General features: G+C 62.8%; 10 protein-coding genes. 8 read left to right on the top strand and 2 right to left on the bottom strand.

The annotated features are described in order from the left end of the window. Window positions 1–169 precede the first annotated feature (169 nt). Window positions 170–1993, top strand: coding sequence for a translational GTPase TypA (gene typA / locus PCLY_RS13875; RefSeq protein ID WP_061240234.1), 1824 nt, complete (start codon window positions 170–172; stop codon window positions 1991–1993). Window positions 1994–2458: 465 nt separating this feature from the next. Here the strand turns inward: typA and gbcA are convergent, their stop codons facing one another. Then, window positions 2459–3751, bottom strand: coding sequence for a glycine-betaine demethylase subunit GbcA (gene gbcA, locus PCLY_RS13880; protein ID WP_061240235.1), 1293 nt, complete (start codon window positions 3749–3751; stop codon window positions 2459–2461). A gap of 316 nt (window positions 3752–4067) precedes the next feature. Between gbcA and gbcB the strand changes: the two genes are divergently transcribed. Beyond that, a complete protein-coding gene (gbcB, locus tag PCLY_RS13885; RefSeq protein WP_061240236.1) occupies window positions 4068–5180 on the top strand; it encodes a glycine-betaine demethylase subunit GbcB in 1113 nt (370 codons plus the stop codon). Between the two features lie 112 nt (window positions 5181–5292). Here the strand turns inward: gbcB and PCLY_RS13890 are convergent, their stop codons facing one another. Further along, window positions 5293–6333: a threonine aldolase family protein gene (locus tag PCLY_RS13890; protein WP_061240237.1), complete on the bottom strand. Its 1041-nt coding sequence runs from the start codon at window positions 6331–6333 to the stop codon at window positions 5293–5295. Window positions 6334–6573: 240 nt separating this feature from the next. Between PCLY_RS13890 and PCLY_RS13895 the strand changes: the two genes are divergently transcribed. From PCLY_RS13895 to PCLY_RS13920, 6 genes are all read left to right on the top strand, one after another. Then, window positions 6574–6873, top strand: coding sequence for a hypothetical protein (locus PCLY_RS13895; protein ID WP_061240238.1), 300 nt, complete (start codon window positions 6574–6576; stop codon window positions 6871–6873). A 695-nt stretch (window positions 6874–7568) separates the two neighbouring features. Next, complete coding sequence (gene glyA / locus PCLY_RS13900; protein ID WP_061240239.1) at window positions 7569–8822, top strand: serine hydroxymethyltransferase; 1254 nt, start codon at window positions 7569–7571, stop codon at window positions 8820–8822. Between the two features lie 66 nt (window positions 8823–8888). Continuing rightward, window positions 8889–10139 carry a sarcosine oxidase subunit beta family protein gene (locus PCLY_RS13905; protein ID WP_061240240.1) on the top strand — a complete coding sequence of 417 codons (1251 nt, stop codon included), beginning with the start codon at window positions 8889–8891 and terminating at the stop codon, window positions 10137–10139. A gap of 55 nt (window positions 10140–10194) precedes the next feature. After that, window positions 10195–10521: a sarcosine oxidase subunit delta gene (locus PCLY_RS13910; RefSeq protein WP_061240241.1), complete on the top strand. Its 327-nt coding sequence runs from the start codon at window positions 10195–10197 to the stop codon at window positions 10519–10521. After that, on the top strand, window positions 10518–13535 hold the full coding sequence (locus PCLY_RS13915; RefSeq protein ID WP_061240242.1) for a sarcosine oxidase subunit alpha: 3018 nt from the start codon (window positions 10518–10520) through the stop codon (window positions 13533–13535). The genes PCLY_RS13910 and PCLY_RS13915 overlap by 4 nt, the downstream gene beginning before the upstream one ends. After that, complete coding sequence (locus PCLY_RS13920; RefSeq protein WP_061240243.1) at window positions 13528–14157, top strand: sarcosine oxidase subunit gamma; 630 nt, start codon at window positions 13528–13530, stop codon at window positions 14155–14157. Before PCLY_RS13915 ends, PCLY_RS13920 begins: the two co-directional genes overlap by 8 nt. Window positions 14158–14242: the final 85 nt, after the last annotated feature.

The following is a 14242-nucleotide window of genomic DNA, read 5'->3' on the forward strand; positions in this document are numbered from 1 at the left end:
AATGCTCATTTACAACTTGTAAACTCCGCTTTTTCGCTTGTTTTTGCCTTGCACTGACTACCTCGCCTACGTTTTTAGAGGTACCCCGATCAGCCCGCTGAACCCAGTTTCTTCATATTTGTCGTCCAGGCTGGGCGACACACCGAATCCTCTGATCGAGATACACACAGTGATCGAAAATCTGCGCAACATCGCCATCATCGCCCACGTCGACCATGGCAAAACCACCCTCGTCGACGCCCTGCTGCGTCAGTCCGGCACCCTCGAGCGTAACGAGCTCAACGACGAGCGCGTGATGGACAGCAACGACCAGGAAAAAGAACGCGGCATTACCATCCTGGCCAAGAACACCGCCATCAAGTGGAACGACTACCGCATCAACATCGTCGACACCCCCGGCCACGCCGACTTCGGTGGTGAAGTCGAGCGCGTGATGTCGATGGTCGACTCCGTGCTGCTGGTCGTCGATGCCCAGGACGGCCCGATGCCGCAAACCCGCTTCGTGACCAAGAAGGCCTTCGAAGCCGGCCTGCGTCCGATCGTCGTGATCAACAAGATCGACCGTCCGGGCGCCCGTCCTGACTGGGTCATGGATCAGATCTTCGACCTGTTCGACAACCTTGGCGCTACTGACGAGCAGCTCGACTTCCAGGTCGTCTACGCCAGCGCCCTGAACGGCATTGCCGGTCTCGACCACACCGCCATGGCCGAAGACCTGACCCCGCTGTACCAGGCCATCGTCGACCACGTGCCGGCACCGAACGTCGACCTCGATGGTCCGTTCCAGATGCAGATCTCCGCTCTGGACTACAACAGCTTCCTCGGCATCATCGGCGTTGGCCGTATCGCTCGCGGCAAGGTCAAGCCGAACACTCCGGTAACGGCCATCGACGTCGACGGCAAGAAGCGTAACGGCCGTATCCTCAAGCTGATGGGCCACCACGGCCTGCACCGTGTGGACGTCGAAGAAGCCACTGCCGGCGACATCGTCTGCATCAGCGGTATGGATCAGCTGTTCATCTCCGACACCCTGTGCGACATCAACCACGTCGAAGCGATGAAGCCGCTGACCGTTGACGAGCCGACCGTATCGATGACTTTCCAGGTCAACGACTCGCCGTTCTGCGGTAAGGAAGGCAAGTTCGTCACCAGCCGCAACATCAAGGAGCGTCTGGACAAGGAGCTGCTGTACAACGTGGCCCTGCGCGTTGAAGAAGGCGACAGCGCCGACAAGTTCAAGGTCTCCGGCCGTGGCGAGCTGCACCTCTCGGTTCTGATCGAAACCATGCGTCGCGAAGGTTTCGAAATGGGCGTTGGTCGTCCGGAAGTGATCATCCGCGAAGTCGACGGCGTCAAGCAGGAGCCGTTCGAGAACGTCACCATCGACATCCCTGAAGAATCCCAGGGCAAGGTCATGGAAGAAATGGGCCTGCGTAAGGGCGACCTGACCAACATGTCGCCGGACGGTAAAGGTCGCGTGCGTCTGGAGTACAACATCCCGGCTCGCGGTCTGATCGGTTTCCGTAACCAGTTCCTGACCCTGACCAATGGCGCTGGCATCCTGACCTCGATCTTCGACCGTTACGACACCGTCAAGCCGGGCAGCATGTCTGGCCGTCAGAACGGCGTACTGGTGTCGATCGATACCGGCAAGGCGCTGACCTACTCCCTGGAAACCCTGCAGGCGCGCGGCAAGCTGTTCGTCGAGCACGGCCAGGAAATCTACAACGGTCAGATCGTCGGCCTGAACAGCCGCGACAACGACCTGGGCGTGAACCCCACCAAGGGTAAGAAGCTCGACAACATGCGCGCTTCGGGCAAGGACGAAACCATCGCCCTGGTGCCGCCGGTTCGCTTCACCCTGGAGCAGGCTCTGGAATTCATCCAGGATGACGAGCTGTGCGAAGTGACGCCGAAGTCGATCCGTCTGCGCAAGAAGATCCTCGACGAAGGCGAGCGCACCCGCGCTGCCAAGAAAGCCAACAAGGCTTGATACGGCTGACCTAGCGCTGTGACCGAAAGCCCCGCCAGAGCGATCTGGCGGGGCTTTTTGTTGGCTGTTTGTCGCCTGCTATCTGGAGTGGTGCGCAGGCGGTTGTCCATTCGCTCGCGCACGCCATGAGAGTTGGCCTGCCGGACATACTGGATGGTGGTGCGGAGGCTGGTCAGGCTGGCGCAGGTTCTTGGTCTGCGTGAGTCTGGCGGGGGAGGGGCAAGTCGGTTCGACTGCCGTTGCGGCGGTCTGCTGCCGGGTCCGAAAAAGCTGACACGACTTGGCTGGCAAATAGCTCGGGTTGGCGCTTGCATTTCACTGGCCTGCGAGCTGCGCTGGCCATGAATGCAAACCCCGGCGATATGCGCCGGGGCTGCTCAGCTCGATGGCTTTAGCCTGCGTTCGGTCTGCAGGCCAACACTCCGTAGAGTGTCAGCCCGATCAGCACCAGCAGGCTGAGCGTCATCACTCGCCTGCCACCTGACGCAGGCTTTGCGCCGGGGTGTCTTCCAGGTTGTTGAGCATGCGCTCGCTGTACCAGTCGAGGAAGTTGATCACGCCGAACTCGTAGGTCTTGGAGTACGGGCCAGGCTGGTAGGCGGTGGAGTTGATGCCGCGCTGGTTTTCCTCGCCGAGGCGACGATCCTGGTCGTTGGTGGCATCCCAGACTTCGCGCAGGCGGGCCACGTCGTAGTCGACGCCTTCGACCGCGTCCTTGTGTACCAGCCACTTGGTGATGACGATCGACTCCTGGGCGCTGATCGGCCACACGGTGAAGTTGATCATGTGGTCACCCATGCAGTGGTTCCACGAGTGCGGCAGGTGCAGGATGCGCATGGAGCCCAGGTCCGGATCGGTGATGCGGCCCATCAGCTTCTTGCTGCCCTGCTTGCCGTCCATGGTCATGGACACAGTGCCCTTGAGCAGCGGCATGCGCACGATGCGGTTGCGCAGGCCGAAGCTGGCGTGGGCGTAGGGGATGTTGTCCTTGTCCCAGCGGGTGGTGCACTCGGCGACCTGATCCTTGAACGCCTGGCTGGCGCGCGGGTCGGTGACGTCGTCCCATTCCAGCAGGGTGTTGAGCAGTTCCGGGTGCGAACCGTTGCAGTGGTAGCACTCGCGGTTGTTCTCGAGCACCAGTTTCCAGTTGGCCTGCTCACGCATGGTGCTCTGCACCGCGACCTTGGTGTTCTCCATGTCGTACGGCTCCATGTAGTGAGCCAGGGTCGCGAGGAATTCGTCGATGGCCGGCGGGTTTTCCGCCAGGCTGATGAAGATGAAGCCGCCAGCGGTCTTGCACTGCACGGGCTTGAGGCTATAGTCCTTGAGGTCGAAGTCGGCGCCCATTTCGGTGCCGGCGAACAGCAGGCGGCCGTCCAGCTCGTAGGTCCACTGGTGGTACGGGCACACCAGTTTGGCGACCTTGCCCTTGTCGCTGACGCACAGGCGCGAGCCGCGGTGCCGGCAGACGTTGTGGAAAGCATGGATCTGGCCTTCGGCGCCACGGATGACCAGGATCGGGTTGTCGCCGATCTGCACGGTGAGGAAGTTGCCCTTGGCCGGGATTTCGCAGGTCATGCCGGCGATCAGCCATTCCTTGTGGAAGATCTCCTGCATGTCGACCTGGAACAGGCGCTCGTCGTTGTAGAAGGGCTGCGGCAGCGAGAAGGTGTGATCGCGCTCGTGCAGCATCTGGGCAGTGGCCTTGCGGACGGGTTCTAGTGGGTCGCCCAGGCTCAGGTTTTGGGTGCAGTCCATCGGTGGCTCCTCAATTGGTCAACGCCTCGCGTCGGCCGGTAAAAGTGGCTGTTACGGTAAATGCCGCAAGGTATTCGTCAATCGCTGCAGCCTGCGATGGGCATGCATGCTTGGTGAGGCGGAGTGTGGATCGGGGCAACGGTGAAACCTTATCCACGGGCGACATGGCCAGATGCGTTTCCGACGCGCCAGGCCCCGTGTAATGGGGCAGGTCGCGATAAGTATGTGGATGTCGCTGGTAGATAAATGACGGGTCGCGGCCTTTCGCACAATCCGCCGCATATGGGCCGACATCCGGCCGTGTGGAGAGCTGTTCATGACCACCACTACCCCTAACTCATTCCTTAACCCGGTTACTACCCAGACCTGGACCAACGGCCGCCACCTGGTGCGCTGCGTCAAGGTCATTCAGGAAACCTGGGATGTGCGCACTTTCTGCTTCATGGCCGATCAGCCCGTGCTGTTCTTCTTCAAACCGGGGCAGTTCGTCACCCTGGAACTGGAGATCGACGGTCAGCCGATCATGCGCTCCTACACCATCTCCAGCTCGCCTTCGGTGCCCTACAGCTTCTCCATCACCATCAAGCGGGTGCCGGGTGGCAAGGTGTCGAACTGGCTGCACGACAACCTCAAGGAAGGCGACGAGGTGCCGGTGCACGGTCCGGTCGGGCTGTTCAACGCCATCGACTTCCCGACCGACAAGGTCTTGTACCTGTCCGGCGGGGTTGGCATCACGCCGGTGATGTCGATGGCGCGCTGGTTCTATGACACCAACGCCAATGTCGACATGGTCTTCGTGCACAGTGCGCGCTCGCCCAAGGACATCATCTACCAGCGCGAGCTGGAGCACATGGCGGCACGCATCAGTAACTTCAGTGTGCACGTGATCTGCGAGAAGCATGGTCTGGGTGAAGCCTGGGCGGGCTATCGTGGCTATCTGAACAAGCCGATGCTGGAGCTGATCGCGCCGGACTTCCTCGAGCGCGAAATCTTCTGCTGCGGCCCGACGCCCTACATGAGCGCGGTCAAGCGTCTGCTCGAAGCCTCTGGCTACGACATGAGCCGCTATCACGAGGAAGCCTTCGGCCCGACACCGCCGGAGATCCGTGCCGAGGTCAAGGAGCTGGCCGCCGAAGCCGCCGATGCGCCGGAAGTGCCGGTGGGCGATCTCAATCAGGTGGAGTTCATCAGCACCGGCAAGAGCATCCGTGTCGGTCCGGGCGAGACCGTCCACGCCGCCGCTGCCAAGCTCGGCCTGCATATTCCCAAGGCCTGCGGTATGGGCATCTGCGGTACCTGCAAGGTGATGAAGACTGCCGGCGAAGTGGACATGGAACACAACGGCGGCATCACCGACGAGGACGTGGCCGAAGGCTACATCCTGTCGTGCTGCAGCGTGCCGAAAGGCGACGTGGCGATCGATTACTGATCGCCACGAAATCCTCCGGCCCGGATGCAATCCGGGGATGGCAGGACGCATCGATCCCGGCGCGTATCCGGGTACATAGACAGAAGCCCCACTCGTGGGGCTTCTGTCGTTTTCAGGCGCTCATCACTTCGCGGATATCGGCAGCCAGCTGGCGCACGCGGGCCTCGTCGGTATCCCAACTGCACATGAAGCGCGCGCCGCCGGCGCCGATGAAGGTGTAGAAGCGCCAGCCGCGGGCGGTCAGGGCGGCGATGGCCGGTTCCGACAATTGCAGGAATACGCCGTTGGCCTCCACGGGGAACATCAGGCTGACGCCGGGTACATCCTCGACCAGGCTGGCCAGCAATTGCGCACAGCGGTTGGCGTGGTTGGCGTAGTTGAGCCAGACGTCGTTTTGCAGGATGCCGACCCAGGGCGCGGACAGGTAGCGCATCTTCGAAGCCAACTGGCCGGCCTGCTTGCAGCGGTAGTCGAAGTCTTCGGCCAGCGCCTTGTTGAAGAAGACGATGGCTTCGCCGACGGCCATGCCGTTCTTGGTGCCGCCGAAGCACAGCACATCGACGCCGGCCTTCCAGGTCAGCTCGGCCGGACTGCAGCCGAGGAAGGCGCAGGCGTTGGAAAAGCGCGCGCCGTCCATGTGCAGGTGCAGGCCCAGCTCCTCGCAGACCTGGCTGATGGCACGAACTTCTTCCGGGCGGTAGACGGTGCCGACCTCGGTGGCCTGGGTGAGGGTGACCACACGTGGTTTCGGGTAGTGGATGTCCTGGCGTTTGAGCGCGATCTCGCGGATCGCCTGCGGGGTCAGCTTGCCATTCTCGGTGCTGGCCAGCAGCAGCTTGGAGCCGTTGGAGAAGAATTCTGGCGCGCCGCATTCGTCGGTCTCGACGTGAGCGGTCTCCGAGCAGATCACGCTGTGGTAGCTCTGACACAACGAGGCCAGGGCCAGGGAGTTGGCGGCGGTGCCGTTGAAGGCAAAGAACACCTCGCAGTCGGTCTCGAACAGCTGGCGGAAGTGATCGGCGGCGCGGGCCGTCCATTCGTCATCGCCGTAAGCGCGCTGGTGGCCCTGGTTGGCCTCGGCCATGGCGGCCCAGGCTTCGGGACAGATGCCGGAGTAGTTGTCGCTGGCGAATTGCTGGGCATTGTCGGGCATTGGCGCGTTCCTTCTGAAAAGCCTGCCGGCGGGGCCGCCGGCTAAAAGTGTCACCTTAGCTGCTGAGCCGGCGGGCGGGCCTCCGTAACGGCGACGAGTTGTTGTGTCGATGCGTACTGCCGGGTCGAATCGTGGCTAACCGTTCGGCTTGGAGAGGGAACTTGAGGTGTTCGTGGGGGTTCACACCTACCAGAAGGCGGCATTCGATCCGTCTTCCGCAATCAAGAGAAGGAGTTTCCTATGACTTATCGTCACCTGCTCGCCCTTGCCCTGCCGCTGGCCGTGGCGCTGCCCGTTGCCGCTGCCGAGTGGTCGGATAATGCCAAGACCGAGTTCGTTCAGCAGTGCATCGCTGGCGCACCGGCAGGCTACGAGGAGCCACAGCTGCGAGCTTACTGCGACTGCGCCGCGACCAAGGTCAGCCAGGAGTTCAGCGAAGCCGAATTGCAGGAAATGAGCCGCCAGTCTCCGCCTGACCCTGCGATGCAGCAGCGCCTGGTGAATGCGTCCAGCAGTTGCTCTGGCAAGCTCAAGCCGTAAGGAGCGGTTGAGCAAATCGCATGCGCTGGCGCCGGAGCCCCGCGGGCTCTGGCCTGGCGCCATGTTTCCACAGGCCGTGCACAGCCAAGCCCACAGTATTTGTGTACAAGCCTGCTCTATCTCTTTGATGTTGTTCGATTTTTATTCGCCCGCCGGCAAGCCGCGGCCGCTCTGGCTGTGAGCTATGGTCGAACAGCCTATGCACAGTTTCATCCACATCTTCTGTGCATATCCCCAACCGACTCTCGCCGTTCGTTCATGTCGCAGCTGGATAAGTCAGGGCGCCTGCGCGGTTGGATGGATATCGAGCGCCGGCCTGGCATCCAGTGCTGGCGAGGTCGGCAGCCATCTGCTGACAGCTTTTCCACAGGCTAGTCCACGGCTTCTGTGTATGACCTGAGTTGCTAACTGATTGATATCGATCAGGAAATGATCGTTGCGTGGAAGCCCTTGCGGGGGCTGCGGTTGCGCCGTGTATGCACGGTTTATCCACAGCTTGGTCCCCGTGATTTGTGTGCAAACCGACGGCTTTGTCGCGACCCGCCTGAATGCGACAAGGCTATGTCGCAAACGAATGCCCTCACGGCGTTGGCAGGCATCTGAACGGGCAGGGCCGGCCCTACCATCGCTGCACAGGGCCTAGCCGGCCCGTCAGTCCAAGACCGCCGCCAAACAGGCGCTGCAGGAGAGTCGAGATGTTCAGCAAACAAGATCAGATTCAAGGTTACGACGACGAGTTGCTCGCGGCGATCGACCAGGAAGAACGCCGTCAGGAAGAGCACATCGAGCTGATCGCTTCGGAGAACTACTGCAGCCAGCGCGTGATGGAAGCGCAGGGCAGCGGCCTGACCAACAAGTACGCCGAAGGCTACCCGGGCAAGCGTTATTACGGTGGCTGCGAGTACGTCGACAAGGTCGAGCAGCTTGCAATAGACAGAGCCAAGGAGCTGTTCGGTGCCGACTACGCCAACGTCCAGCCGCACTCCGGTTCCTCGGCCAACAGCGCCGTCTACCTGGCCCTGCTCAATGCTGGTGACACCATCCTGGGCATGAGCCTGGCCCATGGCGGCCACCTGACCCACGGTGCCAAGGTGTCGTCCTCGGGCAAACTGTACAACGCCGTGCAGTACGGCCTGGACACCGCCACTGGTCTGATCGATTACGACGAGGTCGAGCGCCTGGCCGTCGAGCACAAGCCGAAGATCATCGTTGCCGGTTTCTCCGCCTACTCCAAGACCCTGGATTTCCCGCGCTTCCGCGCTATCGCCGACAAGGTCGGTGCCTACCTGTTCGTCGACATGGCCCACGTGGCAGGTCTGGTCGCTGCCGGTCTGTACCCGAACCCGATTCCGTTCGCCGACGTGGTCACCACCACTACTCACAAGACCCTGCGTGGTCCGCGTGGCGGCCTGATCCTGGCCAAGGCCAACGAAGAGATCGAGAAGAAGCTCAACTCCGCCGTATTCCCGGGCGCCCAGGGTGGCCCGCTGATGCACGTGATCGCCGCCAAGGCCGTGTGCTTCAAGGAAGCCATGGAGCCCGAGTTCAAGGCCTACCAGCAGCAGGTGATCGATAACGCCCAGGCCATGGCCGCAGTGTTCATCGAACGCGGCTTCGAGGTGGTCTCCGGTGGTACCGACAACCACCTGTTCCTGCTCAGCCTGATCAAGCAGGGTCTGACCGGTAAGGATGCTGACGCTGCCCTGGGTCGCGCCGGTATCACTGTGAACAAGAACGCCGTGCCGAACGACCCGCAGTCGCCGTTCGTCACCTCCGGTATCCGTATCGGTACCCCGGCCGTTACCACCCGTGGCTTCAAGGTCGCCCAGTGCCAGAGCCTGGCCGGCTGGATCTGCGACATCCTCGATCACCTCGGCGATGCCGATGTCGAGGCGCAGGTGGCCAAGCTGGTCGCCGGGCTGTGCGCGGATTACCCGGTCTATCGCTAAGCCAACCTTCTCTCTCGGCCCCTCTCGCGCAGTCGCGAGAGGGCAGTAGAACCCTGGAGCATGCCCATGCAACGTTATTCCGGCTTCGGCCTGTTCAAGCACTCGTTCAGCCATCATGAGAACTGGCAGCGCATGTGGCGTAATCCGACGCCCAAGCCGGTTTATGACGTGGTCATCGTCGGCGGTGGCGGTCACGGCCTGGCCACGGCTTACTACCTGGCCAAGGAATTCGGCGTGAAAAACGTCGCCGTGGTGGAGAAGGGCTGGCTTGGCGGTGGTAACACCGCGCGCAACACCACCATCGTGCGTTCCAACTACCTGTGGGACGAGTCCGCGCACCTGTACGAGCACGCGATGAAGCTGTGGGAAGGTCTGTCGCAAGACCTCAACTACAACGTCATGTTCTCCCAGCGTGGCGTGTTCAACCTCGGCCACACCCTGCAGGACATGCGTGACATCGAGCGCCGCGTCAGCGCCAACCGTCTCAACGGTATCGATGGCGAGGTGGTGGATGCCAAGCAGGTGGCGGAGATGATCCCCTACCTGGATTGCTCGAAGAACACCCGTTACCCGATTCTCGGTGCCTCGTTGCAGCGCCGTGGCGGCGTTGCGCGTCACGATGCCGTGGCCTGGGGCTTCGCCCGTGCCGCCGACGCCCTGGGCGTCGACCTGATCCAGCAGACCGAAGTGATCGGCTTCCGCAAGGAAAACGGCGCGGTAATCGGTGTCGAGACCAGCAAGGGTTTCATCGGCGCCAAGCGCGTCGGCGTGGTCGCTGCCGGTAACTCCGGACACCTGGCCAAGCTGGCCGGCTTCCGCCTGCCGCTGGAATCGCACCCGCTGCAGGCGCTGGTTTCCGAGCCGATCAAACCGATCATCGACACCGTGATCATGTCCAACGCCGTACACGGCTACATCAGCCAGTCGGACAAGGGCGACCTGGTCATCGGCGCCGGTATCGACGGCTACAACGGCTACGGCCAACGTGGTTCCTACCCGACCATCGAACACACCCTGCAGGCCATCGTCGAGATGTTCCCGGTGCTCTCGCGCGTACGCATGAACCGCCAGTGGGGCGGCATCGTCGACACCACGCCGGACGCCTGCCCGATCATCGCCAAGACGCCGGTGAAGAACCTGTTCTTCAACTGCGGCTGGGGCACCGGTGGCTTCAAGGCCACGCCGGGCTCGGGCAACGTGTTCGCTGCCAGTCTGGCCAAGGGCGAGATGCATCCACTGGCCAAGGCCTTCTCCATCGAGCGCTTCCACAACGGTGCGCTGATCGACGAGCACGGCGCAGCCGGTGTGGCGCACTGATTATGGCGCCCTCTCTCGCTGAGAGAGGGACGATGGTTTTCTGGAGGTACCGAGCATGCTGCACATCTTCTGCCCTCACTGTGGCGAACTGCGTTCCGAAGAAGAATTCCACGCCGGCGGTCAGGCGCACATCGCCCGTCCGCTGGACCCGAACGCCTGCACCGACGCGGAGTGGGGCGAGTACCTGTTCTTCCGCGACAACCCGCGCGGTATCCACCACGAGCTGTGGATTCATGCGGCGGGCTGCCGTCAGTACTTCAACGTCACTCGCCACACGGTGAGCTACGAGATTCTCGAAACCTACAAGATTGGCGAGCGCCCCAGCGTCACTGAGGCCAGTGTCGCCGCGAAAAAGGCCGTCGACCAAGGAGTAACGGCATGAGCCAGGTCAATCGTCTTTCCCAGGGTGGCCGCATCGACCGCAGCCAGCCCCTGACCTTCAGCTTCAACGGCCAGACCTATCAGGGTTATGCCGGCGACACCCTGGCCGCTGCACTGCTGGCCAACGGCGTCGACGTGATCGGCCGCAGCTTCAAGTACTCGCGTCCGCGCGGCATCGTTGCTGCCGGCGCCGAAGAGCCCAACGCCGTGCTGCAGATCGGTGCCAGCGAAGCGGCGCAGATCCCCAACGTGCGTGCCACCCAGCAGGCGCTGTATCAGGGACTGGCCGCGGCCAGCACCAACGGCTGGCCGAGCGTCAACACCGACCTGATGGGCATCCTTGGCAAGGTCGGCGGTGGCATGATGCCGCCCGGCTTCTACTACAAGACCTTCATGTACCCGCAGAACCTGTGGCTGACCTACGAGAAGTACATTCGTAAGGCTGCCGGTCTCGGTCGCTCGCCGAAGGAAAACGATCCGGACATCTACGACTACCTGAACCAGCACTGCGACGTGCTGGTGGTCGGTGCTGGCCCTGCCGGTCTCGCCGCAGCCCTGGCTGCCGGTCGTAGCGGGGCGCGTGTGATCCTCGCCGACGAACAGGAAGAGCTCGGCGGTAGCCTGCTCTCCACCCGCGAGATGCTCGACGACAAGCCGGCCGCCGACTGGGCTGCCAAGGCCATCGCCGAGCTCAAGAGCATGCCGGAAGTGACCCTGCTGCCGCGTGCCACGGTCCACGGTTACCACGACCACAACTTCCTCACTATTCACCAGCGCCTCACCGATCACCTGGGCGAAGTGGCGCCCATGGGCCAGCCGCGTCAGCGTCTGCACCGTGTACGTGCTGGTCGCGTGGTTCTGGCCACTGGCGCCCATGAGCGTCCGCTGGTGTATGCCAACAACGACGTGCCCGGCAACATGCTGGCCGACGCCGTCTCGACCTACGTGCGCCGCTATAGCGTCGCGCCGGGCCAGAAGCTGGTGCTGTCGACCAACAACGATTACGCCTACCGCGTGGTGCTCGACTGGCTCGACGCCGGCCGCCAGGTGGTCGCTGTGGCCGATGCCCGCAGCAACCCGCGTGGCAGCTGGGTCGAAGAAGCGCGCCGCCGTGGCGTGCGCATTCTCACCGGCAGTGCCGTGGTCGAAGCGCGTGGCAGCAAGCGCGTCACTGGTGCGCGCATCTGCGCCATCGATCTGGCCAAGCACAAGGTCACCAGCCCTGGCGAAGTGGTCGACTGTGACCTGATCGCCAGCTCCGGCGGCTACAGCCCGGTCGTGCACCTGGCTTCGCACCTGGGCGGTCGTCCGGTCTGGCGCGAAGACATCCTGGCGTTCGTTCCGGGTGAAGGCTTCCAGAAGCGTCATTGTGCCGGTGCGGTAAACGGCGTATTCGGCCTCGGCGACAGCCTGTCCGATGGTTTCGAAGCCGGTGCCAAGGCCGCTGCCGAAGTGGGTTTCAACGCCGTGACCGGCAGTGTGCCGAAGGCCGAGAAGCGCATCGAAGAAGCCACCGTTGCACTGTTCCAGGTGCCGCACGACAAGAGCACTGCGCGTGCGCCGAAGCAGTTCGTCGATCAGCAGAACGACGTCACCGCCGCCGGTATCGAGCTGGCCACCCGCGAGGGCTTCGAGTCGGTCGAGCACGTCAAACGCTACACCGCGCTGGGCTTCGGTACCGATCAGGGCAAGCTGGGCAACATCAACGGTCTGGCCATCGCTGCCCGTTCCATCGGCATCAGCATCGCCGAGATGGGTACCACCATGTTCCGCCCGAACTACACCCCGGTGACCTTCGGCGCCATCGCCGGCCGTCACTGTGGCGAGCTGTTCGAGCCCAAGCGCTACACCGCCATGCAGAAATGGCACCTGGAAAACGGTGCCGAGTTCGAGGACGTCGGCCAGTGGAAGCGTCCCTGGTACTTCCCCAAGAACGGCGAAGACATGCACGCTGCCGTGGCCCGTGAGTGCCTGGCCGTGCGCAACGCGGTGGGTATCCTCGACGCTTCGACCCTGGGCAAGATCGACATCCAGGGCCCGGATGCACGCGAGTTCCTCAACCGCGTCTATACCAACGCCTGGACCAAGCTGGACGTGGGCAAGGCTCGCTACGGCCTGATGTGCAAGGAAGACGGCATGGTCTTCGACGACGGTGTGACGGCCTGCCTGGCTGACAACCACTTCGTCATGACCACCACCACCGGCGGCGCCGCACGGGTGATGGAATGGCTGGAAATCTACCACCAGACCGAATGGCCGGAGCTGAAGGTGTACTTCACCTCGGTCACCGACCACTGGGCGACCATGACCCTGTCCGGCCCCAACAGCCGCAAGCTGCTGGCCGAAGTCACCGACATCGACCTGGACAAGGACGCCTTCCCCTTCATGACCTGGAAGGAAGGCAACGTTGGCGGCGTACCGGCTCGTGTGTTCCGTATCTCCTTCACCGGTGAGCTGAGCTACGAAGTCAACGTTCAGGCCAACTATGCCCTGGGCGTGTGGGAGAAGATCATCGCCGCTGGCAAGAAGCATGGCCTGACGCCTTATGGCACCGAGACCATGCACGTGCTGCGCGCCGAGAAGGGCTTCATCATCGTCGGTCAGGACACCGATGGTTCGGTCACCCCGGACGACCTCGGCATGGGTTGGTGCGTTGGCCGTACCAAGCCGTTCTCCTGGATCGGCTGGCGTGGCATGAACCGCGAGGATTGCCTCAAGGAAAACCGCAAGCAGCTGGTCGGCCTCAAGCCCGTGGACCCGAACAAGGTGCTGCCGGAAGGCGCGCAACTGGTGTTCGATCCCAAGCAGTCGATTCCGATGACCATGGTTGGCCACGTCACCTCCAGCTACATGAGTTCGGCGATGGGCTACTCCTTCGCCATGGCCCTGGTGCGCGGTGGCCTCAAGCGCATCGGCGAGCGCGTCTTCGCGCCGCTGGTCGATGGCAGCGTGATCGAAGCCGAAATCGTCAGCCCCGTGTTCTATGACCCGAAAGGGGATCGCCAGAATGTCTAACGCCAATGTTTTTCAGCAACGCCCTGCCGACATCGAAGGGCAATCCTCCCTGCACCACGCCGGCCTGCACGAGCTGGTCGGCAAGGGGCGCAAGGGGGCCGGGGTCACGCTGCGTGAGAAGAAGCTGCTGGGTCATCTGACCCTGCGTGGTGACGCCGACGATGCGAATTTCGCTGGCGGCGTACACAAGGCCCTGGGCCTGGAACTGCCGGGCGCCCTGACCCTGGTGAGCAACGGCGACACCTCGCTGCAGTGGCTGGGCCCGGATGAATGGCTGCTGATCGTGCCTGGCGGCAGCGAGTTCGAGGTCGAGCGCAAACTGCGTGAGGCCCTGGACGGCCAGCACATCTCGGTGGTCAACGTCAGTGGCGGGCAGACCCTGCTGGAGCTGTCCGGGCCGAAGGTGCGCGAGTTGCTGATGAAGTCCAGCAGCTATGACGTGCATCCGAAAAACTTCCCGGTCGGCAAGGCGGTCGGCACGGTGTTCGCCAAGTCGCAACTGGTGATTCGTCGCACTGGCGAAGACACCTGGGAGCTGCTGATCCGTCGCAGTTTCTCCGACTACTTCTGGCTGTGGTTGCAGGACGCCAGCGCTGAGTACGGGCTGGCGATCGAGGCCTGATAGCGAACGGCTCCCTCTCCCCTCTGGGGAGAGGGTTGGGGAGAGGGGAAGGGCGGATCTCGTTGTACCGGCAGCCCTCTCCCCC

This window comes from Ectopseudomonas composti (assembly GCF_001567565.1).
GTDB classification, from domain to species: Bacteria; Pseudomonadota; Gammaproteobacteria; order Pseudomonadales; family Pseudomonadaceae; genus Aquipseudomonas; species Aquipseudomonas composti_A.